The organism is Burkholderia sp. Tr-20355 (assembly GCF_017104685.1).
Lineage (GTDB): Bacteria > Pseudomonadota > Gammaproteobacteria > Burkholderiales > Burkholderiaceae > Burkholderia > Burkholderia seminalis.
The window spans coordinates 1-24,084 of the sequence record NZ_JAAGPK010000011.1 but is presented as its reverse complement, the minus strand read 5'-3'; the positions used below and the strand labels follow the sequence as shown (position 1 = coordinate 24,084).

At 64.6% G+C, this 24,084-nt stretch carries 18 protein-coding genes and 2 pseudogenes; 10 read left to right on the top strand and 10 right to left on the bottom strand.

Annotated features, from left to right (window positions below):
- Positions 1 to 14: 14 nt before the first annotated feature.
- Positions 15 to 818, top strand: a complete 804-nt coding sequence (gene hpaH / locus G3N62_RS04390; RefSeq protein WP_049036266.1) for a 2-oxo-hept-4-ene-1,7-dioate hydratase — start codon at positions 15 to 17, stop codon at positions 816 to 818.
- A gap of 11 nt (positions 819 to 829) precedes the next feature.
- Entirely contained in the window at positions 830 to 1,636 is an 807-nt protein-coding gene (gene hpaI / locus G3N62_RS04385) for a 4-hydroxy-2-oxoheptanedioate aldolase (RefSeq protein WP_124669379.1), read from the top strand.
- 78 nt (positions 1,637 to 1,714) lie between these two features.
- Here the strand turns inward: hpaI and G3N62_RS35840 are convergent.
- Positions 1,715 to 2,019: pseudogene (locus G3N62_RS35840) on the bottom strand (AraC family transcriptional regulator); the annotation flags it as partial.
- 165 nt (positions 2,020 to 2,184) lie between these two features.
- On the opposite strand from G3N62_RS35840, the gene G3N62_RS04380 reads away from it, so the two are divergent.
- Genes G3N62_RS04380 through G3N62_RS04370 form a run of 3 tightly spaced genes read left to right on the top strand, consistent with a single transcriptional unit; the run spans position 2,185 to position 8,672 of the window.
- Positions 2,185 to 4,917 (top strand): type VI secretion system Vgr family protein, encoded by a 2,733-nt coding sequence (locus G3N62_RS04380; protein ID WP_124669378.1) that lies wholly within the window; start codon positions 2,185 to 2,187, stop codon positions 4,915 to 4,917.
- Between the two features lie 39 nt (positions 4,918 to 4,956).
- A complete protein-coding gene (locus G3N62_RS04375) occupies positions 4,957 to 7,032 on the top strand; it encodes a phospholipase D-like domain-containing protein (protein ID WP_124669377.1) in 2,076 nt (691 codons plus the stop codon).
- A complete protein-coding gene (locus G3N62_RS04370; protein ID WP_241012843.1) occupies positions 7,029 to 8,672 on the top strand; it encodes a tetratricopeptide repeat protein in 1,644 nt (547 codons plus the stop codon). Before G3N62_RS04375 ends, G3N62_RS04370 begins: the two co-directional genes overlap by 4 nt.
- Before the next feature lie 275 nt (positions 8,673 to 8,947).
- Here the strand turns inward: G3N62_RS04370 and G3N62_RS04365 are convergent, their stop codons facing one another.
- Positions 8,948 to 9,739 (bottom strand): helix-turn-helix transcriptional regulator, encoded by a 792-nt coding sequence (locus tag G3N62_RS04365; protein WP_124669376.1) that lies wholly within the window; start codon positions 9,737 to 9,739, stop codon positions 8,948 to 8,950.
- Positions 9,740 to 9,834: 95 nt separating this feature from the next.
- Here G3N62_RS04365 and G3N62_RS04360 point away from each other — a divergent pair, with 95 nt between their 5' ends.
- Both G3N62_RS04360 and G3N62_RS04355 read left to right on the top strand, forming a co-directional pair.
- Complete coding sequence (locus G3N62_RS04360; protein WP_034191534.1) at positions 9,835 to 10,086, top strand: hypothetical protein; 252 nt, start codon at positions 9,835 to 9,837, stop codon at positions 10,084 to 10,086.
- Between the two features lie 46 nt (positions 10,087 to 10,132).
- Positions 10,133 to 11,098: a zinc-binding alcohol dehydrogenase family protein gene (locus G3N62_RS04355; protein ID WP_124608403.1), complete on the top strand. Its 966-nt coding sequence runs from the start codon at positions 10,133 to 10,135 to the stop codon at positions 11,096 to 11,098.
- A 141-nt stretch (positions 11,099 to 11,239) separates the two neighbouring features.
- Here the strand turns inward: G3N62_RS04355 and G3N62_RS04350 are convergent, their stop codons facing one another.
- From G3N62_RS04350 to G3N62_RS04330, 5 genes are all read right to left on the bottom strand, one after another.
- Complete coding sequence (locus G3N62_RS04350) at positions 11,240 to 12,331, bottom strand: porin (protein WP_034191532.1); 1,092 nt, start codon at positions 12,329 to 12,331, stop codon at positions 11,240 to 11,242.
- A 142-nt stretch (positions 12,332 to 12,473) separates the two neighbouring features.
- On the bottom strand, positions 12,474 to 13,541 hold the full coding sequence (locus tag G3N62_RS04345) for an ABC transporter ATP-binding protein (protein ID WP_034191531.1): 1,068 nt from the start codon (positions 13,539 to 13,541) through the stop codon (positions 12,474 to 12,476).
- On the bottom strand, positions 13,534 to 15,306 hold the full coding sequence (locus tag G3N62_RS04340) for an iron ABC transporter permease (RefSeq protein WP_124608402.1): 1,773 nt from the start codon (positions 15,304 to 15,306) through the stop codon (positions 13,534 to 13,536). The genes G3N62_RS04345 and G3N62_RS04340 overlap by 8 nt, the downstream gene beginning before the upstream one ends.
- A 113-nt stretch (positions 15,307 to 15,419) precedes the next feature.
- Positions 15,420 to 16,520 (bottom strand): ABC transporter substrate-binding protein, encoded by a 1,101-nt coding sequence (locus G3N62_RS04335; RefSeq protein WP_034191529.1) that lies wholly within the window; start codon positions 16,518 to 16,520, stop codon positions 15,420 to 15,422.
- Between the two features lie 216 nt (positions 16,521 to 16,736).
- On the bottom strand, positions 16,737 to 18,209 hold the full coding sequence (locus G3N62_RS04330) for a PLP-dependent aminotransferase family protein (protein ID WP_124669375.1): 1,473 nt from the start codon (positions 18,207 to 18,209) through the stop codon (positions 16,737 to 16,739).
- Positions 18,210 to 18,312: 103 nt separating this feature from the next.
- Between G3N62_RS04330 and G3N62_RS04325 the strand changes: the two genes are divergently transcribed.
- From G3N62_RS04325 to G3N62_RS04315, 3 genes are all read left to right on the top strand, one after another.
- Positions 18,313 to 19,548, top strand: a complete 1,236-nt coding sequence (locus tag G3N62_RS04325; protein WP_124669374.1) for a multidrug effflux MFS transporter — start codon at positions 18,313 to 18,315, stop codon at positions 19,546 to 19,548.
- A gap of 125 nt (positions 19,549 to 19,673) precedes the next feature.
- On the top strand, positions 19,674 to 20,354 hold the full coding sequence (locus tag G3N62_RS04320; protein WP_069705315.1) for a response regulator: 681 nt from the start codon (positions 19,674 to 19,676) through the stop codon (positions 20,352 to 20,354).
- Positions 20,351 to 21,772, top strand: a complete 1,422-nt coding sequence (locus G3N62_RS04315) for a sensor histidine kinase (RefSeq protein WP_034191526.1) — start codon at positions 20,351 to 20,353, stop codon at positions 21,770 to 21,772. The genes G3N62_RS04320 and G3N62_RS04315 overlap by 4 nt, the downstream gene beginning before the upstream one ends.
- A 42-nt stretch (positions 21,773 to 21,814) precedes the next feature.
- Here the strand turns inward: G3N62_RS04315 and G3N62_RS04310 are convergent, their stop codons facing one another.
- The 3 genes and pseudogenes from G3N62_RS04310 to G3N62_RS04300 all read right to left on the bottom strand — a co-directional run.
- Positions 21,815 to 22,681 carry an MOSC N-terminal beta barrel domain-containing protein gene (locus G3N62_RS04310; RefSeq protein ID WP_049029624.1) on the bottom strand — a complete coding sequence of 289 codons (867 nt, stop codon included), beginning with the start codon at positions 22,679 to 22,681 and terminating at the stop codon, positions 21,815 to 21,817.
- Between the two features lie 89 nt (positions 22,682 to 22,770).
- The gene (locus tag G3N62_RS04305) at positions 22,771 to 23,724 is read right to left on the bottom strand and encodes an ABC transporter substrate-binding protein (protein ID WP_034191524.1); all 954 of its coding nucleotides are present in this window, start codon (positions 23,722 to 23,724) and stop codon (positions 22,771 to 22,773) included.
- Between the two features lie 34 nt (positions 23,725 to 23,758).
- Positions 23,759 to 24,084, bottom strand: a pseudogene (locus tag G3N62_RS04300) (cytochrome c); the annotation flags it as partial.

The window sequence follows — 24,084 nt, the reverse complement described above, 5'->3', positions numbered from 1 at the left end:
TTCCCGATCCGACCATGCTCGAACCCGCCCTCATCGACCAGCTCGCGCGGCGTCTGCACGACGCCGAGCGCGAGCGCACGCAGATCCGCCAGATCTCGCTCGACCATCCCGACATCACGATCGACGACGCGTATGCGATCCAGCGCGCGTGGGTGACCCTCAAGCTCGCGGAAGGCCGCACGCTGAAGGGGCACAAGATCGGCCTCACGTCGAAGGCGATGCAGAACACGTCGCAGATCGACGAGCCCGATTACGGCGCGCTGCTCGACGACATGTTCTTCGACGACGGCGGCACGATCCCGACCGGCCGCTTCATCGTGCCGCGCGTCGAGGTCGAACTCGCGTTCGTGCTCGGCAAGCGGCTCTCGGGCCCGAACTGCACGATCTTCGACGTGTACGACGCGGTCGATTACGTCGTGCCCGCGCTCGAGATCATCGACGCGCGCAGCCAGTCCATCGACCCCGATACGAAGCGGCCGCGCAAGGTGTTCGACACGATCGCCGACAACGCCGCGAACGCGGGCGTCGTGATCGGCGGCCGGCCGGTGCGGCCGCAGGACGTCGACCTGCGCTGGGTCGCGGCGATCATGTCGCGCAACGGCGTGGTCGAGGAAACGGGCGTCGCGGCCGGCGTGCTGAACCATCCGGCGAACGGCGTCGCGTGGCTCGCGAACCGGCTGTCGCGTTTCGGCGTCGCGCTGGAACCCGGGCAGATCGTGCTCGGCGGGTCGTTCACGCGGCCGTGTGCGGCGCGGCCGGGCGATACGTTCAGCGTCGACTACGGCCCGCTCGGGACGATCCAGTGCCATTTCGAGTGAGGTAGCGAACGATGCAGATTCCGTCGAATGTCTTCAAGGCCGCGCTCGCGCGCGGCTACGCGCAGATCGGGCTGTGGCTCGGGCTCGCGAATCCGTACAGCGCCGAGGTCGTCGCGGGCGCGGGATTCGACTGGTTGCTGATCGACGGCGAGCATGCGCCGAACACGGTGCCGACGATCCTCGCGCAGTTGCAGGCGATCGCGCCGTATCCGTCGCATCCGGTCGTGCGCGTGCCGTGGAACGATCCGGTGATCGTCAAGCAGGTGCTCGATCTCGGGGTGCAGACGCTGCTGGTGCCGATGGTGCAGAGCGCCGACGAAGCGCGCGCGGCCGTGGCCGCGACGCGTTACCCGCCGCACGGGATGCGCGGCGTCGGCAGTGCGCTGGCACGCGCGTCGCGGTGGAATCGTGTGGGCGACTACCTGCATCGCGCGAACGACGAGATGGCCGTGCTCGTGCAGGTCGAGACACGCGCGGGGCTCGATGCGATCGATGCGATCGCGCGGGTCGAAGGCGTCGACGGCGTGTTCATCGGGCCGGCTGACCTGGCCGCCGATCTCGGGCATCTCGGCAATCCGGGCCACCCGGTCGTGCAGGCCGCGATCGACGGCGCGATCCGGATGATCAAGGCGGCCGGCAAGGCGCCGGGCATTCTGAGCGCGGATGAGGCGGCCGCGCGACGCTATCTGGACGCGGGCGCGCTGTTCGTCGCGGTCGGGGTCGATACGACGCTGCTCGCGAGGAGCGCGGAGCGGCTGGCGGCGCAGTTCAAGGGGAAGGGGGGCAAGGCCGCGGAGAAGGGCGACGGCACGTATTGACGTAGCGGCGGCCGGCAGTTTCGGCCCGCGGAGAGTCTGCCTTTCGAGGTGCGGCCCCATGTCGGCTCATTGCCGCGCCTATCCTTTTACTCGCCGACTCGCCTCCATATATCTTCCTGCCGTTGTCCCCAGCGCATGCCAAAACTTGTCGACAAACGTGCTGACGTTGCAGTACCCCAGATCAAGTGCGATCGTCGTTACCGGTACATCGTCGGCAATTCTTTCCGACGCCGGTAGCAACCATGTTTGCTGATGTCGTTGGCAAATGCCATCAGTCCTGACTCGGCGACGAAGCGGCGACTCATCGCCCGCGCGCTGAGGCCGGTGCGCTCCTCCAGCGGTCGGTTGTCCGTGAAATCCGCGGCTAACCCATCGGTGATCTTCGTGAACCGTCGGCTCCGCGGCCCGCGAGCCGGGGTGCTTCGGGTCGGGTATGCCAAGTTTTGTAAACCTGATGCAATGCTGATCTGAGTGCAGTTAGAATCGCGCTGGAGAGCCCATGTCATATTAATGACAATAAGTAAGCAAAAAGTAATAAAGGGATGGGAATGGACGCGCAAGATATTGTGAGGGCACTTCAGGGCGGATTGCTTCAACAAGACCGTCTGCTGAAACTCGATACTCCGCTGGGCCCCAACGTGCTGCTGCCGCATCGCGTGGCGGGGTGGTCTCGGATCGGACGGCACTACGACTTCACGCTCGATGTGTTGTCGACGCGTGGCGATCTCAAACTGAAGAAACTGATCGGGCAACCTATCACCCTGTGGATCCTACAGGCGAACAAGGCGTATCTGCCACGGCATGGCTATGTTTATTCGATAAGGCGGCTGGGAGCGGAAGGTGGGCTGACCAGCTACCAGATCGGATTCGCATCGTGGATGAATTTCTTGAAGTTCCGCCGGGATCAACGTATCTGGCAGGACAAGCCTGTAGATGAAATCCTCAGCGACGTGTTTAACGCACATCCGCAGGCGACAGGACAGTTCAAGTTCGCACTTTCAAAGCCGCTACCGCCAAGATCGTATTGCACTCAGTACGAGGACGACTGGAACTTCGTTCATCGGCTCATGGAAGTAGAAGGGCTGTTCGGCATCTGGACGCAGGCTGGCGATGGCAAATCGCACACGCTGATAGTGACCGATCGTCTGGACACTTGTGAGCAATCTACTCCGCAAGCGGTTCAATTTTCGCGTGACGGCGCAAATAGCGAGGTCGACGCACTGGTTCACTGGTCCGGAATACGAGTCCTGCATAGCGCAGTGCTGACGACCCGTACGTTCGATTACAAGAATCCGTCATCCCTTGGAAATCCCAAGGGCACCAATGTACCGACAGTGTTGCCCGAATTGCCCGAACAGTTGGAGATGTACGAGTACACTGGCCCGTACACCTACCTGAAGCAGGAGCGGGGAGATCACCTTGCCAAAGTGCAGATGGAGGAGTGGGAGTCGAGCGCCAAGCGGTTTTACGGTACGGGCGGCCTGCGTGCGGCCGATGCGGGTAGATGGTTCGAACTTACCGGGCATCCAGAGCACGATCGTGATTCTGCCGAGCGTCGTGAATTCGCGATTATCGAAACCGTATGGCTGATCGAGAACAACCTCCCAGGCTCAAGTCATCACGCAAACTTCCCTCATGGACTGCAGGGTCGTTTGTCCGACGCAATGGCGAACCGGGGCGTCGGAAACACGTCGATCGTTACGCACGATGATGGAGCCAAAGGCTTCTTTCTCGTCGAGATAGAGACGCAAAGAAAGGCCGTTCCGTATCGCAGCCCGTTCGAACACCGCAAGCCGGTCATGCAGATGCAGACAGCAACTGTCGTGGGTCCGCAAGGCCAGGAAGTCTATACGGATGAACTGGGGCGCGTAAAGGTGCAGTTCCACTGGGATCGTATTGGAAAACGCGACGAGCGCAGCTCGTGCTGGGTGCGGGTTGCACAGCCGTGGTCGAGCGCTCAGTTTGGCGGTGTTCAGTTACCGAGAGTCGGTGACGAGGTGGTCGTGCCATTTTTCGATGGCGACCCTGACAGGCCGGTGATCACGGCCCGTGTGGGGAACGGCACGAATCGGCCGCAGTGGAATCTTCCCGATCAACATGCACTGTCGGGTTTCGTCAGCAAGGAGATTGGTGGGGAGCAGAACAACGTCTGGCTGAAAGACGACACGGCGGGGCAAGTGCAGACTCAGATTCGGAGTGATCATCTCGAGTCAGGACTGCATTTGGGCTACCTCACACGAGTCAGCGAACCCGCTGGGCGCGGCGAGAAGCGTGGCGAGGGCGCGGAGTTGCGCACGGATGGTCACGTCGCGGTACGCGGCGCACGCGGGATGCTCCTATCGACGCATGCCCGCTCCGGGGCGACTGGGGATACGTTCAGTGTCGATGAGGTGAATCTCCAACTCGTGAACGCACAGGATATCGCCGCCGGCGTCGCGCAGTCGGCCCAAGCCGCAGGCGCCCAAGATGGCGAGCAGAAGGCTGTTGCCAATTCGCTGAAGAGTCAGGCGAACTCGATAAAAGGTGGCGGTACGCTCAAACAGTTCGAGCGGCCGCATTTGGTGTTGGCCAGCCCAGCAGGCGTCGCGGCCACGACTGACGAACAGATTCACCTGAGCAGTGGCAAAACCACTGCAGTTACCACCGGCGAACATATGTCCGTCAGTACGGGTGGTGGATTCTTCGCCAGTGCGCGTCGAGCGCTACGCCTATTCGCCTATGAGGCCGGTATGAGGCTCGTTGCGGCGGCCGGCGACATCGACGTGAAGGCGCTGAAGGACAGCATCAATTTGCTGGCGAAGCTGAACGTTACGGTGACGGCGACGAAAATCACGATCAGTGCGCAGCAGGAGGTCGAGATTAATGGGGGGGGGAGCTATACCCGGTGGACAAGCGCGCAAATCAAGAGTGGCACATCGGGCGGCTTTGAAGTGCATTCGGCAAGCCAGACGTTCGTTGGCCCCGATAGCGTGAGCACGCCGAATATTCCTGCGCTGCCTCCAGAGAAGGAGCAACTGCATTTCGCTTTGCAAGCGTTACCGGGTGAAGGGCATTTGATTTCCGGCGAGCCCTATGAGCTATACAAGGGTAGCGCAAAGATCGGAGCTGGCGTCACTGACGAATTCGGTCGGATTATTGTGGACGACCACCAGACAGGTACGCAAACCTACACTGCTAGACTCAGCAACGGCGCAGAATACAATTTAAACGTCAAGGATGCGCTCAACGAAGATTCCGATCACGCCGATCAACGCACGAATCAAGGTGAGCGGTATGTCTGAGAACAACGCCAATCGCATCCACTACTGAGAATAGCAGCCATGGCAGATTTTCCACTTAAAACACACAAACACGCAAAAGTCGCGATCGATGAACAGTCAAGGTCGGCAAAGAATGCGATGCAATTTCTCGTTGAGCACCGCGACGTGAAAGAAAAGGATGGGGACGGCACCTGTCCGATTACGAAGGGAAATAAGCTCAACTTCATCATTTGCGGCGAAGAGGGATTCAAGCGGATCGCCAAAGACTTGCGCGAAGCGAAGAAATCGGCAGACATCATCTGCTGGGGTTTTGATCCGGGCATGGAGCTTGAGAGAGAGGGTGAAAATTGGCCGCGGGGGCAAACCTACGGACAATTATTGGATGAGATCACCAAGCGCAAGGAAAATCCTGTCACGGTGCGATTGCTCATCTGGTCTACGCCACGGGGCTCAGCTGTCCAGAACAATATGCCTGGCTTTTCAGATGTCCAGGAAAATTGGACTAGTGGTCCTATTGTCTACCATCTTCGACAGGGGCCGGCGTATGGCGATGAGAAGAGCGAGCGTCACAAGACCTGTGTTGCATGGTGGGCCGAGAACCTACCCGGTGGAAAAAGCAACAGCGGAAAAAATCCTCGCCTTCGTGTGGTACTGCGTGAAGTTTCGCCTGCCGATGCGAAGGCCTTGATGACGACTGCGCCTGCGGAAGAGGACAAGCCCGTAACCAGTACATTCAGCGTTGTTGATGAGCGAAGCGGGATGGAGGACTATGGGACACATCACCAGAAACCAATTCTGATCGATTACGACTACGACAACGGAAGTAAGGCGGTTGGTTACGTCATGGGGTTGAATTCGGTTACCGACTACTGGGATCGAACCGCTCACGAAATCGACGATCGAAAGCGTGAGATCTTGTCATCGCCACTTATTGAAGACGAACTGAAGCGAGAAATTGCAACGCAGACTGCGCCAGCAAAAACTAGTTTTCCCGCCGAGATGTACCAGAGCCTGAAAAACAGGTTCTCGAAAAACGACGTACAGCATGGAATCGGGCATGAAAACTATGTTCATGGACGTCCCTTTCAGGACTACGCGTGCCGAGTTGTCGGGCCGGCGCTTGCACAGCTGCATTTCAATTTCGAAAACGCATGGGCTGCAGCGCTCCAAGTTGGAGAATTGCCGTACCGGACTCCTCCGACGCCACCAGCGAAGATTCCGCGGGCAGCCGGAAATCCGGCACATCTTGTGCAAATTGTGCGCACGCAACCTCATGAAAGAGAAAAATCGATCAAAGAGGTTTATTTTCAGGCTGCAAGTAGTGCGCGCAACTATATTTACATGGAAAATCAGTATTTCTTTTATCCGGAGTTTGCCCGTCATCTGATCAAAACACGAAAAAAACACTGCGATGACTGGATGAAGGGGGCGAATAAACCAGTTACCGAAATGCAAAAGCTGCATATTTTTATCGTGATTCCACATCCGGAGCGAGAGGAAATGGTGCCTCGAACGTACGATACCCTGACCTTGCTTGGTGCTGGTGATTCGATGTCTGAGCAAAAGGGGCTTGTCGATAAAGGAAAACTTGATTTTGTCTATGGCAAAAGCAGCCGAGGGCGGGGTGAGGTACTTGATCGGCCTAGTGTGGAGAATCTCGAGAAAACATTGGGAGTGGTTGTCAGTGTCGCGAGATTGCGAACGAGTGGTCCTGATGCGAATAATAATATGTCATATCGGGAAATTTATATTCACTCAAAATTGATGATCATTGATGATGTATTTGTTACGGTGGGTAGTGCAAATCTGAATCAGAGAAGTATGGCTATTGATAGTGAAATTAATATAGCTGCAACCGGTGGTATTTATGCTGGCAATCTCCGTGAACGGGTATTTGGGCTGCTCTATGGTGGTGACATTAAGTATAGTGGTCACCCAAAAGATATGCCGGATACATTCAGAAATTGGAATCGACGAATGAGCAAGAATCAAGACATCCAGCAAGCGGGTACACAACCGATGACAGGTTTTTTGCTACCATTCGTCGAGCATCGTTCGACCACGACGCTGTATGGGTCGATATCTGTACCAAATAGCGGTGGTGTCGGTGGTTCTCCTGAAAATGTATACGCATGAAGATTTTTATCTACGCATCGCGTTTTGCCCTTGCTGCTTTGTTGCTAACCACTACGGCACATGCAGGCATCCTGACTTCTATCGGCAATAAGTTGACCACTGCTATGTCTGATCTGCCACGAAACGAAAAACTACCGCTCTTTGATCCACATCGAAAAGATTTTACCTGTGTATATGAGGCGCAACAGGTGCCGCCCGTTGATCCGCAGGCGGAAATGTGGTTTCAGCAAGCGTTGAAGTTAGACGATCCGGCTGTACCTGCCGAAAATATCGACTATGCAAAAGTGTATCAGCTCTATCTGCAGGCGGCTGAGAAAAGCCATTGGAAAGCGATGCTGAATCTGGCGTCGTTGATCTTGAGTGATCATTCCGGCGTGCCGGAACACAATCCGGAGGTCGCCATTCAATGGGTTGAGAAGGCGATGAGGCTTGGTATTCCTGACGCGTATGACAGGATGGGTGTATACCATCTTAATGGTGTCGTAAAGGAGGGGGACGCTACGAGCGCTTACTCTTTTTTCCAACGAGCAGCGGATATGGGTAGTCCGGCTGCAATGGCGTTCCTGGGATACAAGCTGGCCGCGTCCTACGATAATCCCAGTGAGGGATTTTGGGCCAACCAAGTGGTGGGAACCAAAATGCTCGAATGTGCTTTTGCACAGGGATATGGAGATGCCGCAGAGAAACTGGGGCTGATCTATGCGCGACCCAATACACTCGAGGCAAAGCTCCGCGCGCTGAAGATCTTGCATGAAGGTGTGAAGCTCGGGAGTACCAAGTGTGCGGATAGCCTCGTTTCGGAATTTGACGGGATGGATCTTGAAAATGGAACCAATTTGGTAGGCCATATCGACAAAGCGCGTGCTCAACGGTACGGAAAAATTGCCGATATCTTGAAGATTTACGATGGACGATTGAAGCTTCCCAACCTGGACAAGATATTGCCGTTACCGCCAGCGCCGCTACCCAAATGGAACGGCGACGGACAAACGCTGATCAATGCCGCGAAGGTGGTTACTCCGCCGGTCAGACGGCAAAAGAGCAGCTCGCTTCAGGGGCGTTCTTCTATACCCGATGGTCACGCAGTCGTCGCATTGGGAGCGAGTACGCTCGCAGTCAGCGGTGATCAAATCGTACCTACAACGGGATACTGGCTGGCACTGTACGGTTCATTGAATGAACCCGATGGGCGGTTGATTGCTCGCTCTGGCCTGCCAGAGCGCTTTGAAGCCGGAGAACGGTTCGAGCCGCCGATGCACGAGTGGCTATCTCCGGATCGAGTGCAATGGTATTTCCTCGGTGAAGCGTACCGCCTGCCGCCACAGCGTGCAGATTTTCTGGCGAATATGGTTGAAGCTGGATTATTGCGCGAGGTAGCGGCGCGGCCGTTGGCGGTGAAGTGCTCCGGTGATCGTCGCTGCACGGAAACAGGCGTGTGGGAGGGCCGCGTTGCAGGTGACCACCCGATGGCGGATTTGTTTAACCAATGGGATCAGCAAGCATTTGTCGAAAAAGGGCAGGCGTTTCCATCACCTGCCGAGCGATTCATCGACATTGCGAACGAGGATGTCCAATGGACCTATTTGGGGAGTCCGAATGCAGAAACGGGCGCCGCCGGCATTTACACCATTAATCTATAAAAGTTGTGTAGTGCTGCATCCGACGTAGGCTGACGCGGTCATCGTTGACTCGAAGCCGATGGCTCGCGAAAGCGACATCGTCGAGTGCAGTGCGCAGGATAGGCGAGATGTCTTGAAACAGGACGGCGATAGTGTTCTGTCACTGAGAGCCTGGCAGACCCGAATGATCGATTTCCAATCGATGCGCAGCGTGACAACGGTGTTTGCTTTTCGGTTCGAATACCCGATATATCAGTAAGTGAGTCGCGACTGTTCACGCTTGCTGATGGCCGCACCTAGACTTCCGCTCTTCGGCCCACCTCCAAATACCGTCCAGGCGTCGTCCCCAACGCCCGCCGGAACATGTCGATGAACGCGCTCACGTTGTCGTACCCGAGATCGAGCGCGATCGTTGTCACCGGCACGTCATCGGCGATTCTCTCCAGCGCCCGCAGCAACCTGGCCTGCTGACGCCACTGCGCGAACGTCAGCCCCGTCTCGGCGACGAAGCGGCGGCTCATCGTTCGCGCACTGATGCCGGCCCATGCGGCCCATTCCTCCAGCCGCCGGTTGTCCGCGAGATTCGTGGCCAGCGCATCGGTGATCTTCATCAGCCGCGCGTCTCGCGGCCGTACCAGTCCCAGCGCCTCGACCTCCGACGACGCGATTTCGTCGAGGATCACGTCGGCGATGCGCGTTTGCGCGGCATCCAGTTCCGAATCGCCCCAGCTTGCCGCGCGCTGCACGGCTTCACGCAGCAGCGGTGTCGTGCGGATCGCGCGCGGCGCGGCCGGCAGTGCCGCGCAGCGTGCTTCGGCGACGAACGCCGACCAGCCGGAAATCGGCCCGAACGAACGCAACGAATGCCGGCAATGCGGCGGAATCCAGATCGCGTGAATGGCCGGCACGACCCAGGCCTGGTCATCGAGGCCGATCGTCAGCAGCCCGCTCAGCGCGCCGACGAGCTGGCCGCGCGCATGCGAATGCGGCGCGGTCACGCGCGGGTCGCGTTGCGACAGCACGGCGGCGACCACGAACGGGCCGTCGTCGGACGTGACGAATCGGGCGGGCAGAAGCGGATCGGACATGGCCGGATATCGGTATCGAATGGCTGTTATACCGGAGATTGGCCGGCTTCGCACGCCTACACTGCATCCATCGATGACAACCGGAGTACGACGCGATGCGAGCCGAACAGATGCTTCCCGACCATGCCGACCGGATCGAAACCGGCGGAACGACAATCCGCAAGGGGACCGTCGGCGCGTTCCTGGTCAACGCGCGCGTGTTGACCGACCCGCACGCCGAGCCTGCCGACCGGGCGCGCGCGGAGGCCGACGCGATCGACGCATTGCCGGCGCTGCGCGCGCTCGGCCTGTTCGACGTGCTGGAAGTGCGCGATCCCGCGCTGCGCGCGTGGCTCGACGCACGCTGATGCGCAGCTGAACCGTCGATCGAGATCCCCGATTCAAGGAGTCACCATGAAAGCAGCAGTCGTGACGGGCGCCGGCGAGCGTCCCGTTCAGATGGAATTCGATGCGCCGCGCGCGATGCCGGGCCACAGCCTGATCGACGTGACGGCGTCCGCGCTGAGCCGGCTCGCGCAGGCGCGCGCGGCCGGCACGCATTACTCGTCGGACGGGCGTTATCCGTTCGTCGTCGGCGTCGACGGGGTGGGCCGCCGTCTCGACGACGGGCAGCGCGTCTACTTCTTCGGCGCACCCGCCCCGTTCGGCGCGATGGCCGAGCGGACGATCGCGCCCGATACGCGGTGCGTGCCGCTGCCCGATTCGCTCGACGACGTCACGGCGGCGGCGATCGCGATTCCCGGGATGTCGTCGTGGGCGGCGCTGACCGAGCGCGCGCGGCTCGTCGCGGGCGAGACGGTACTCGTCAACGGTGCGACGGGTACGTCGGGGCGGCTGGCAGTGCGGATCGCGAAGCATCTCGGCGCCGCGAAGGTGATCGCGACGGGCCGTAACGCAGCCGCGCTGCAGGCGTTGCCGAGCGCCGGTGCGGATGCGGTCGTGTCGCTGCAGCAGGACGACGCACATCTGGCACGCGCGCTCGAACCGCATTTCCGTGAAGGTGTGGACATCGTGCTCGACTATCTGTGGGGCGCCAGCGCGCAGACGCTGTTGCTTGCCGCCGCGAAGGCGACGCCCGACGGCCGCCGGCTGCGATTCGTGCAGATCGGCTCGATCGGCGGCGCGGACGTGCTGCTGCCGGGCGCGGTGCTGCGGGCGACCGCGATCGAACTGATGGGCAGCGGCATCGGCAGCGTGTCGCTGCCCCGCTTGCTGGCGTCGGTGCGCGGTGTGTTCGACGCGGCCGGGCCGGCCGGCCTCGCGATCGACACGCGCACGGTGCCGCTGTCGGCCGTGGGCGAACACTGGGGCGATACGAACAGTCTCGTGCGCCCGGTGTTCACGATGCGCGGCGAGTGAGCGGCGCATCGAAACGCAGCGCGCCGGACGTGACGCGAGGGGCACGCTGGGCGGCGGCGGCCGGCGGTTCGCCGCGATGCCGCCGCGCGTGGCCTGGCTGAACGGCGGTCGACCGACTGCCGCCGCCCGCCGGCCCGGGTGTCAGAACCGCTGCTGGATCCCCGCCGTGACGCCGACCTGGGTCGTGCCGTATCCCGCGAAATCGCGCGACACGCCAACCTTCTGGTCGTGTTTCGCGATCGCGAACGCGCCGGCCGCGTACAGCACCGTGCGCTTCGACAGCGCGTAGTTCGCGCGCATCGACACCAGCGTCGGATCGGCATCGCTGCCGCCCTTGATGTTCTGGTGATAGACGGCCGCGATCAGCGAGAACGCCGGCGTGAACTGATACGACCCGCCGAGCCAGTACGTGTCGCTCAGCTGGTTCGCCGCCGTGGTGCGGAACGTGCGTTTGTAGTTGCGGTAGCCGGCCATCGTCTTCAGGTTGCCGAAGTCGTAGCTCAGGCCGGCATGGACGCCCTGGATATAGTTGACCGTATCGGCCGGCGTGACGCTGTCGGCCGCGCCGTTCTGCCGGTCGAACGTGACGACCGCCGCGAACGGGCCTTTCTCGTAGCCGACCGCGAAGTCGTATTTCGAGCTGGTCTTCACGCTGCCCGGCACGTTGCCGAAGCCGTACAACGCGCCGAACTTGAAGCCGCTGAATTCGCCGTCGTAGCGCACCGCGTTCGACGAGCGCGTGAACATGCCGTCCTTGCGGCCGCCCGTTGCCGTCGACGCCGAGGCCCACGAGTAGTTCTGCGCGTAACCCATCGGGTCGAACGGCAGCATGTAGTCGTAGGTGACGGTGTAGTTGCGGCCGAGCGTCAGTTCGCCCCATTTGCTCTTCAGGCCGACCGTCGCGCGGCGCGCGAAGATCGAGTCGGGGCCGTCGTCGAGCGCGCCGTTCGCGAGGTCGATCCCGCTTTCGAGTCGGAACACGGCCTTCAGCCCGCCGCCGAGATCCTCGACGCCGCGCAAGCCCCAGCGCGAGGTGTTCTTGTTGCCCGACTTGAGCTTGACCGAACTGCCGCCTTCGGGCGCCGCATGGTTCGTGTATTCGATGCCGGCATCCATGATCCCGTACATCGTGACCGACGACTGCGCGTGCGCGGCGCCTGCCGCGAGTCCGGCGACGGCGGCCGATCCGGTCAGGACGGCGGCGCGAAGGGAACGCTCTGCGCGTGATTTCATTGGCGGTGTCTCCTTGGTTCTTGTGGGTTGGGTGAGTCGGTTAGGCGCGCATCCGCCCGCGGCGGACACCGGGAGGCGTCCGCCGGACGGGAAGTCCATGCGTGGCGGGATGCGCGGCGGCACGTGAGCCGCCGCGACCGGGTCAGCCCGCTTTCGCGAACGCCCAGCAGTCGTTGGTCGGGAATTCGATCCAGTGCTTGCCGGCCGCGCGCGGCACGTGGCCGAACGCGCGCAGGCGCATGTCGCCGCAATGGAACAGGTATTCCCAGCGGTCGCCGAGATACATCGACGTGACGAGGTCGGCCTGCAGCCGGTTCGCGCCCGGGCCGTCGGTGACCTGCACGCGTTCGAGGCGGATCACGGCCTGCGCGTCCTGGCCCGGCGCGAGCGTGTCGCGGGCCAGCGCCCGCAGTTCCCAGCCGTCGCCGGCGAGCGTCACGCATTCGCCGTCGATCGCGGCGACGCGCGCATCGATCCGGTTGTTGCTGCCCATGAATTCGGCGGTGTACAGCGAGCGCGGCGCGCCGTACAGCTCGGCCGGCGTGCCTTCCTGTTCGATGCGGCCGTTGCGCAGCAGCAGGATGCGGTCGGACATCGCCATCGCCTCGGTCTGGTCGTGCGTCACGCACAGGGCCGACAGCCCGAGCGACACGATCAGCTCGCGCAGCCACGCACGCGCTTCCTCGCGCAGCTTCGCGTCGAGGTTCGACAGCGGCTCGTCGAGCAGGATCACCGGCGGGTTGTAGACGAGCGCGCGTGCGATCGCGACGCGCTGCTGCTGGCCGCCCGACAGCTGGTGCGGAAAGCGTTCCGCGAGATGGCCGAGGCCGAGCTGATCGAGCGCGGTCTGCACGCGGCGCTTCTGTTCGGCCGGGGCGACGCGGCGCAGCTTCAGTCCGTAGCCGACGTTGTCGGCGACGGTGCGGTGCGGCCACAGCGCGTACGACTGGAACACGAGGCCGAGCGAGCGCTGCTCGACGGGCAGGTCGACGCGTTTCGCGCCGTCGAAGAACACGCGGTCGTCGAGCTGGATGCGGCCGTCGGACGGCTGTTCGAGGCCGGCCACCGCGCGCAGCAGCGTGGTCTTGCCGCTGCCCGACGCGCCGAGCAGGCACACGACTTCGCCGGCCTTCAGTTCGAACGACACGCCCTTGAGGATCGGATTGGCGCCGTAGCTGAGGTGCAGGTCGTCGACGATGAGCTTATCCATGAAGTTTCACTCCGAAGCGCAGGGCCACGCCGAGACCGGCGCCGACCATCGCGATGTTGATGACAGAAAGCGCGGCGACCTGGTCGACGGCGCCGGTCGCCCACAGCGACACGAGCAGCGCGCCGATCACTTCGGTGCCGGGCGACAGCAGGTAGACGGCCGTCGAGTATTCGCGCTCGAAGATCATGAAGATCAGCAGCCACGCGGCGAGCAGACCGAAGCGCACGAGCGGCAGCGTCACGTCGAGCGACACGCGGCTGCGCGTCGCGCCGACGCTGCGGCCGGCTTCCTCGAGTTCCGGGCCGACCTGCAGCAGCGCGCTCTGGATGAGGCGCATCCCGTACGCGAGCCACACGACCGTGTACGCGATCCAGATGCTCCACATCGAGTTCTTCAGTTCGCGCAGGCCCGGCACGAACAGGAAGATCCACAGGAACGCGAGACCGGCGAGCAGGCCCGGCACCGCGCGCGGCAGCAGCACGAGGTAGTCGAGCAGCTTGGTCGCCCAGTCGGGGCGGCGGTGGCCGGCGAACGCGACGAGCGAGTAGAAGCCGATCGCGAGCGCGCCGCCGATCACGCCGATGCCGAGCGTGTTGACGATCGCGCGCACCAGGTTGTCCTGCTCGAACAGCTCGATGAAGTTCGACAGCGTCAGCACTTCGGCGAGCGCGACGCCTTCGCCCCAGTTGGTCACGAATGCGCGCAGCACGATGCCCGAGATCGGCACGATCACGGTCAGCATCAGCCACAGCACGACGATCGCGAGCGCGACCCAGCGCCACACGCCGAGCGGCAGCACCGTCGTCCGGCCGGCCTTGCCTTTCACGGTGACGAAGCGGTTCGCGGTCTTCAGCAGGCGGCGCTGCAGCAGCACGAGCGGGAACGTGATCGCGACGATGCACACGGCGACCGCGGCCATCAGGTGATACGACGGCACGCCGAGCTTGTTGGTCAGCTTGTACAGGTAGGTCGCGAGCACCAGGTGGCCTTCCGGATCGCCGAGCACGAGCGGCAGCCCGAACACTTCGAAGCCGAGGAAGAACACGAGCACGCCGGCGAACAGCAGCGCGGGCATCGTCATCGGCAGGCTCACGTCGAGCGCGACGCGGAACGGGCGGGCGCCCGCCACGCGCGCGGCTTCCTCGACGTCCGAGCCGAGGTTGCGCAACGCGGCCGACGAATACAGGTACACGTGCGGCACGTGCGTGAGGCCGACGATCACCGTGATCGCGAAGACCGAGTACACGTTCCAGGGGATGTTCTGTACCCCGAACAGTTCCTTGAACCACACCGAGTAGAAGCCGACCGGTCCGGCCGCGACCACGTAGCCGAACGCGAGCACCATCGGCGACACGAACACGGGCGTGAGCAGCAGCGGTTCGAGCCAGCGACGGCCGGGCAGGTCGGTGCGCACCATCAGGAACGCGAGGATGCCGCCGAGCGGGATCGAGATGAACAGCATCCCACCGGCGATGATGAACGAGTTCTTCACGGCCGACCAGAAATCGGGATCGCTGAAGACGAAACGGAAGCCGTCGATGCCGAGCGTCTTGTTCGCGTCGAAGAACGGCGCGGACAGCAGGCTCTGGAACAGGATGAAGCCGAGCGGCAGTGCGACCGCGATGGTGAGTACCGCGACGACGATCCAGCGCAGCATGCCGGCGAGCGGCTGCAGGCTGTTGACCGGCAGCGCGGGAATCGCGTCGCGCGGGCCGGCGGCGGGTGGCGCGGCCGGTGCCGTGCCGCGGGTGCTGGTTGAAAGCATGAGTTCGCCCCTGCGGCCATCCGGATGGCCGCCTCAAGGAAGTCGGTAAGGGGAAGGGCCGCCCGCGTGACGTGCGGCGGGCGGCCGTGGGTCGGCCGGAGCCGGTCAGCGGATCAGCTCTTGATCGCCTGCTGCCATTGCTTCAGGAACGCGAGCCGCTTCGACTGGTCCAGATAGACGAGCAGGCCGGTGCCGATCTGGATCGGCTTCAGCGAATCGCCGAGTTCCTTCGTGAGGCTCGCGGCCGACGTCTCGCCGGTCACGTCCGTGCGGATCGCGTACAGGTTCGCCTGGTTCGCGATCATGGTCTGGCCGCGTTTCGACAGCAGGTAGTCCACCCACAGCTTGGCGGCGTTCGGGTTTTTCGCCTTCTTCGAGATGGTGGCGAGGCGGCTCACGATCTGCGTGTAGTCCTTCGGAAACACGTATCCGATGGACTTGTCCTTCTTCGCCTTCGCGTACGCATACGAACCGATGATGTTGTAGCCGATCAGGTTCTCGCCCGACGAGATGCGCTCCATCATCGCGCCGGTGCTCGACTGCAGCTTCGGGCCCGTCGCGCCGATCGCCTTCACGAGTTCCCACGTGACCTTCTCGTTCAGGTGCGCGTCCTGCGTCAGCGCGTTGAAGCCGACGCCGGATTTCTCGACGTCGTACGTCGTGAGCTTGCCCTTGAACTTGTCCGGTTGCGACGCGAGCAGCTTGATCAGCTCGGCGCGCGTCTTCGGCACTTCGTTCTCGGGGATCAGGCGCTTGTTGTAGACGATCGCGAGCGGCTCGAAGGTCGTGCCGTACGCCTGCTTCTGGTACTGCGCCCATTGCGGCACGTTCGGGCTTTCGGGCGAATCGTAGGCCGCCATCAGGCCGTCGTTGACGAGCTTGACCTGCAGGTCCATCGCGGAGCTCCACAGCACGTCGGCGCTGGTGCTGCTCGCCGCGTTTTCGCTGATGTAGCGGTTGTACAGCTCGGTGCTGTTCATGTCGTTGTACTCGACCTTCACGCCGTACAGGCTTTCGAAGTCCTTGATCAGCGGGCGCACGAGGCCCGTGTCGGTCGTCGAGTAGACGATCAGCTTGCCTTCCTTCTTCGCGGCGTCGATCACGCCCTGGTAATTACCCGGATACCCGGCCGGAACCTGCGCGACGGCGCCGCCGGCGGCAGTGCCCAGGACGATCGCCAGTGCGGCGGCAACGCGCTTCGGTGCAAACGACATGTCTTCCTCCAGTTATGCGTGGTGTTGTTCGAGTGACGCGGATGTTAATTGCGGGGCACTTTCAGCCTGCTTTCATTCCCGTTCACAATCGCGTCGTTTGCGTCATGGATTTCCCGAGGTCGCGGCGGCCGCCGCCGCGGGTTGCGCGGCGTGCGGCATGGTTCGGACGGGAACAGAAGCGGGGCCGGGCAGGCGCGGGAACGCCCGCAACGACCGCTAGGCGGAGGCCGCCAGCAACTGGCCGAGGATCCGGCCGCCATGCCGTGCATGCGCGGCCGTCAGCGCGGAATATCCGACGACGACACCCGCTTCACGCCGGGCGCTTCGGCAGAATTCGCGGATCGGCTGCAACGCGATGCCGGCCGCGCGGGCCCGGGCGACAACCGTCGCGTCGTCCGTCCCGGGCGGCAGCCACAGCACGAAATGAAAGCCCGCGTGCTCGCCGGATACCGCGAACCGGCCGTCGGCGTGCTTCGCCAGCTGCTCGAGCACGATGTCGCGCCGCTGGCGGTACGTGTGCCGCGCGGCGCGCAGGTGCTTCGCGAAATCGCCGCTGGCGATGAAGCGGGCCAGCGCCAGTTGCGGCGCCGCGCCGACCGCGCGCGCGGTCGCATGCCACACGGCCGACAGCGCCGGCCGCAGCGCTTTCGGTACGACCATGAAGCCGATGCGCAGCCCCGAGAACAGCGTCTTGTTGAACGAGCCGCAGTAGATCACGCGGTCGCACGCGTCGAGCGATTTCAGCGCGGGCAGCGGGGCGGTCTGGTAGCTGAATTCGCCGTCGTAGTCGTCTTCGACGATCCACGCGCGGCCGCGCTGCGCCCAGTCGAGCAGTTCGAGCCGGCGCGACACCGACATCGTGACGCCGAGCGGTGCCTGATGCGCGGGCGTCACGTAGACGGCACGCGCATCGGGATGCCGGTGCAGCGACGCCGTGTCGATGCCTTCCCGATCGACCGGCACGTCGATCACGGTCGCGCCCGCGATCGTGAAGATCTGCCACGCCGACACGTAGCCGGGATCTTCCATCAGCACCGTCGAGCCCGGCGCGAGCACCGTGCGCGCGACGAGGTCGATCGAATGGCGGATGCCGGTCGTGATGAAGATGTCGCCGGCGTCGCACGGAATGCCGCGATATTCGCGCAGGTACGCGGCGATTTCGTCGCGGAGGCTGTCGACGCCTTGCGCGGGCGTCGCGCCGAGCTCGTTGGCCGTCGCGGCAAGCAGGCTCGCGCCGAGCGCCTTCTTCCATTGCTGCATCGGCATCAGGCCGGGATCGGCGAGCCGCGCGACGAACGGGACGCCCGGGCGCACGCCATGTTCGGATTCGGACTCGTCCGGGCCGCCTGCCGGCTCGCGGTGTGCGTTGCCGGGACGAGGCTGCGCGGCCGCGCGCAGATAGCTGTCCGGCACCACCGCGCAGACGCGCGTGCCGGACCCTCGCGTGCGGGCGATGTAGCCCTCGGCGCACAGGATGTCGTACGCCGCTTCGACGGTGCCGCGCGCGATGTCCCAGCGCACGGCCAGCGTCCGGCTGGACGGTAGCGGGCTGTCGGCAGGCAGCAGGCGCTTCAGGATCGCGTCGCGAATCGTGTCGGCAATGCATTCCTGCTTCGACGACGGGCTGCCGGCCGACAGCCCGGAAGGGCGCGGCAGATCGAGCGGAATCGCGGCTTTGCCTCGCGGCATAGTGGTCCAGTTGGTGGTCGATTTAATGGTCCTTCAGCTTATATCACTTTCCCCTTAGATTGCTGTCGACCCTTTCTCCTCGGACCGGAAACGGACTTGCCGCATGAAGACACGCTCATTGCCCCAGCGGGGCTGGTTGTTCCTGTTGATGCTCGTCGTGTGCCTGCCGCGCGTCACGATCGATGCATACCTGCCGTCGCTGCCCGCGATGGCGGATGCGCTGCACGGCACCGACGCCCAATTGCAGCTCACGCTCACCCTCTACATGGTCGGCTATGCGCTGTCGATGCTGGTGTCGGGGCCGTTGTCCGACCGTTACGGGCGCCGTCCCGTGCTGCTCGGCGGTCTGTGCGTGTACGTCGTCGCGAGCGTGGCATGCGCGCTGTCGAGCGGCGTCGCGGCCCTCATCGTCGCGCGCATCTTTCAGGCGCTGGGCGGCTGCACCGGCACGGTGATCGGCCGCGTCATCGTGCGCGAGCGCTTTCCGGCCGCGACGCAGGCCACGATGCTCGGCCATATCTCGGCCGGCATGGCGCTGTCGCCGGTGGTCGCGCCGCTGGCAGGCAGCGCGATCGCCGCGTGGCTCGGCTGGCGCGGCGTGTTCGGATGGCTCGCGGCGGGCGGGCTGGTCGCGACCGCGATGGTGCTGCGCGCGCTGCCCGAGACGCGCGAACAGGCCGCGCGGCTGGCGCCGGGCCCCGGGCTCCTGCGGACCTACGCGGGCCTGCTGCGCGAGCGACGTTTCCTGCGCTACTCGCTCGCGATCAGCTTCGTTTACTGCACGTACTACCCGTTCATCGCGGAATCGTCGACGCTGTTCCAGCGGCAGATCGGCGTGTCCGGCCCGGTCTATGCGGCGATCTTCGGCGTGACCGTGTTCGGCTACCTGATCGGCTCGAGCGCATTCGCGCGGACCGGCGGGCGCTGGCAAGCCGATTCGGTCATCGCGGCGGCGGCCGCCGTGAATCTGGCCGGCACCGCCATGCTGTGGGCCGGCGGCGCGCTCGCCCCGATGTCGGTGGCCGCGCTGGTCGTGCCGATGTTCGTCGTGATGATCGCGGTCGGGATCGCGATTCCGGCGTGCCAGTTCGCGGTGATGCAGCCGTATACGCAGATCGCCGGCACCGCATCGGGGCTGTTCTTCTTTATCCAGATGGCGATCACGGCCGCGTGCGGCGGCGTGCTGGCGTGGCTGTCGGACGGCACCGCGCACCCGATGATCGTCGTGACGGCCGGCGCGAGCGTCGCGTTCGTCGCGGTGGTCGTCGGCTTTCGCGAGCGGCGCGCGGCCGGCGATGCGCGCTTCGCGGCGCCCGGTCATCCCGCGGCGGAACGCTGAGCGGCGGCCGTCGGCGGCGCGCGCGGCGGCTTGGCGGCCCCCGCGCAACCCGTGTTTCCGCGAGGCGTCGACATGGAAAGGATCATGTAATGTAGCGGCCTGTCGCTGACCTTACCGGAATCCCCATGCGCGTGCTGCTCGTCGAAGACAATCCGAACCTGGCCCAGTCGCTGAGCGATGCGCTGAGCGCCGCGCGCTTCGCGGTCGATCACATGGCGGACGGCGAGGCGGCGGACCACGTGCTGCGCACGCAGGATTACGCGCTGGTGATCCTCGATCTCGGGCTACCGAAGCTCGACGGGCTGGAGGTGCTGCGGCGGCTGCGCGCGCGCCGCAACCCGGTGCCGGTGCTGATCCTCACCGCGCACGGGTCGGTCGAGGACCGCGTGAAGGGGCTCGATCTCGGCGCCGACGATTATCTCGCGAAGCCGTTCGAGCTGACCGAGCTGGAGGCGCGCGCCCGCGCGCTGATCCGGCGCAGCCTCGGTCACGAGCATTCGCTCGTGGCATGCGGGCCGCTTTCGTACGACAGCATCGATCGCAGCTTCCATCTCGCGGGCGAGCCGCTGTCGCTCACGCCGCGCGAGCGCTCGGTGCTCGAGGTGCTGATCCTGCGCAACGGCCGCGCGATCAACAAGGACACGCTGTCGGAGAAGATCTTCGGGCTCGACGAGTCGGTCAATGCCGATGCGATCGAAATCTACGTGTACCGGTTGCGCAAGAAGCTGGAGAACACGGGTGTCGCGATCGTCACGCTGCGCGGGCTCGGTTATCTGCTCGAAGCGAAGGCGGAGAACGACGAATGATTCGCCCGAACCTGCGCACGCAGGTCGCGCTGTGGCTGCTGCTGCCGCTGCTCGGGCTGCTCGCGCTCGACTCGTGGCTCACGTACCAGCGCGCGATGAACGCCGCGCACGTCGCGTTCGACCGTACGCTGTCGTCGTCGCTGAAGTCGATCCGCGAAGGCGTGCGGCTCAACGACGGCGAGATCGAGGTCGACCTGCCGTATCTCGCGCTCGAAATGCTCGAATCGAGCGACGGCGGCAAGATCTACTACCTGATCCGCGAGGACAACGGCCACACGATCACCGGCTACCCGGACCTGCCGCTGCCGCAGGGACGCGACGCGGGCGACGGCGAACTGTTCGTCACGCGTTACTACGACGTCGTGTATCGCGGCGAGCAGTTGCGGATGGCCGCGCTGCGCATCCCGGTGCACGACGTGCCGACCGCGCAGTCGCGCATCGTGTGGGTGATGGTCGGCGAGACGATCGAGGCGCGCCAGGCGCTCGCGCGCGAGATCCTGGTCGGGTCGCTGCTGCAGGAGGGCCTGCTCGTCGTGCTCGCGCTCGGGATCGTGTGGCTCGGCGTCGGGCGCGGGCTGCGGCCGCTGAACCGGCTGTCGGCCACCGTCGCCGCGCGCAGCGAGGACGACACGACGCCGCTCGATACCGGTGCGATGCCGAGCGAGCTCACGCCGCTCGTCGATTCGATCAACCAGTACATCGGCCGCACGCAGCGGATGCAGGTCGCGCGGCGCCGCTTCTTCGCCGATGCGGCCCATCAGCTGAAGACGCCGCTCGCGGCCGTGCAGGCCGGCGTCGAACTCGCGCTGCGGCCGGACGAGCAGCCGCGCGCGAACGGGCACCTGCGGCGTGCGAACGGCGCGGTGCGGCAGGCCGCGAAGATCGTCCAGCAACTGCTGTCGCTGTCGCGGCTCGATTCGGACAGCGGCCATGCGATCGCGCACAAGCCGGTCGAACTGCACCGGCTCGCACGCAGCGTGACGCTCGACTGGTCGCCGGTCGCCCGGGCGCGCGACATCGATCTCGGCTTCGAGCACGAGGCCGATGTCGACGTGCTCGGGCAGCCCGATCTGCTCGGCGAGATGGTCGGCAACCTGATCGACAACGCGATCCGCTATGCGGGCGACCACGCGGTGATCACGGTGCGCGTGTCGCGCGACGGCGAGCACGCGCGGCTCGACGTGATCGACAACGGGCCGGGCATCCCGGCGGACGAGCGCGACGCGGTGTTCGAGCGTTTCCATCGCGGCAGCAAGACGCAGACGGTCGAGGGAACGGGGCTCGGGTTGTCGATCGTGCGGGAGATCGCGCGCGTGCATCAGGGCAGCGTGACGCTGGCCGATGCGGCCGGCGGCGGACTGATCGTGACGATCCGGCTACCGGCGGCGGCGACCGAGGCGGTGCCGCGCGCCGCGTGATCGCGCGTGAGAACGCGGGACGGGAAAGGGCGGTGGTCCGGCTCAGTCGCCGAACCCGATCTCCGCTTCGACCGGCTGGCCGATTTCGAGCCACGCACCGGCGCCTTCGACGACGATCGCATTGATGCCGAACGTCAGCGCGTCGTCGTGGTTCGGGTTCGCGCGATAGGTCTGCAGCGTGTCGGTCGGCTCGTGCGGCCACGCGGGGTCGGGCGCGCCGGTGGCCTGGTCGATCGTCGGCATCGGGCAGCGCGTGCACAGCTTCACGAGGCGCAGCCGCACCGGCGTGTCGCCGTCGGCGTCGAGGTGTTCGACGAAATCCTCCTCGTACGCGTCGAGATCCGACACGACGATGTTCGGGCGGAAGCGGTTCATCGGAATCGCCGGCGCGCCTTTCGCGGCGAGCCGCGCGTTCAGGTCGTCGAGCGACGACTGCCCGATCACGAGCAGCGGATAGCCGTCCGCGAACTGCGTGTGCGTTTCGATCTCGCCGGTCCATTTGCGGTTGCAGCCGCGGCGCGCGTCGGGCCCGAAGCGCGCGAGCTTCGTCGGCGTACCGAGGTATTCGGTGAGCCACGCGGCCGTGTCGGCGCCCGTGTCGATCGCGTCGACGGTGTCGCGCCAGACGGTCGCCGCCATCCCGGGCGTCGCGGGCGATGCGTCGCCGTCGAGCGGCGTGCGGATTTCCGGCATGCCCGGCGCGTTCAGCACGAGCGCGTCGTTGTCGAATGCCGTGCGGATCAGCGCGAGGCGCGGGTGCGTGCGCTGCGTGATCATCTGCCCGTCGGGATCGGTGATCAGCCAGTGGCGGTCGTACGCGAGGCCCGTTTCGAGCAGTTGCGCACGCGTCAGCGCGATGCCGGCGCAGGATTTGATCGGATAGACGAAGAGTTCGGTGATGGCTGGCATGACGCTGGCTGAACGCGGGATGGTCGAATCGCGATTGTGCCAGATCGTGCCGAAGCCGTTTGGGCCGTTGCACGCTGCCGCGCGGCCGTTCAGGCGAGCGGAAAGCCCGTATCGAACGTCGTGCGCACGTCGAGCGGCTGGCGCAGCAGCCCGGCCTTCAGGTAGAAGTCGGCCGTGCGTTGCTGTTCGGCGATCACCGTCGCGTCGATCGGCAGCCAGCGCGTGTTGCGGCGCTCGAACTGCAGCTTCGCGGCGGCCGGCGGAATGCCGATGATGCGCGCGAGCGCCGCCGAATACGCGTCGACGTGCCGGTACGACCACGTCTGCGCGCGCACGACGCGCCGCAGGAAATCGTGCAGCACGTCGCGCTTCGACGCGATCGCCGCGTCGGTCGCCGCGAGATAGCTGAGGCCCGACCACAGCCCGCGGCCGTTGACCAGCACGCGTGCGCGGCCGCTCGTTTCGGCGAGCGCCGTGTAGGGCTCCCAGGTCGCCCATGCGTCGATCGAACCGGTGGCGAGCGCCAGCATCGTGTCGGCCGGCGGCAGGAAGCGGAACGACACCGCATCGGGCGGCAGGCCGGCCGCGTCGAGCGCCTTCAGCGTGACGAAATGGCCGATCGAGCCGCGCGTGGTGCCGATGCGCTTGCCCTTCAGGTCGGCCGCGCCTTTCAGCGCCGCGTCGGGTTGCACGAGCACGGCCGTGCCGTACGGATCGGAACGGTTCGCGCCGATCACCTTGATGCGGGCGCCCGACGCGAGCGCGAAGATCACCGGCGCGTCGCCGATCGGGCCGCAGTCGACGGCCGCCGCGTTCAGGGCTTCGGCGAGCGGCGCGGCGGCCGGGAATTCGGTCCACGCGATGTCGTACGCGAGGCCGTTCAGTTCGCCGGCCGCTTCGAGCAGCGCGCGCAGCCCGCCTTTCTGGTCGCCGGCGCGCAGCAGCGGCCGTGCGCCCGATTGCGCGCGCAGTGCGGCAGGCGCCGCGGCGATCGTGGCGAGGGCGCTCGCCTGTGCGAGGAAATGGCGTCGGGTCGGATTCATCGTGGAGTTCGGTTGGAAGAACGGGTTCAGGGATTCAATGCGGGAGCCCGGCCTGCACGTCGCGCACGGGTTCGGTGTCGACGCGCAGCAGCAGTGCGGTCAGCGCGTCGCCGCCGGCGGCCGGCACGGTCGGTCGTGCCGCCGCACTCGAGCGGCACAGCAGGTCGGCATCCGACCAGCCGGCGCTGCCCGGCAACGCGCGCGCCCGCAGCCAGCCTCGGCGATCGGCGAGCAGTTGCGTGCCGCCGAGCGCATCGGGCGCGATGCCGGCAATCGTGGCGAACGCGCGCCACGTATCGGGCGTCGTCGCGACGCAGTTCGCGCGCGTGCCGATCGAGGGCGCCGCGACGGACGCGCCGA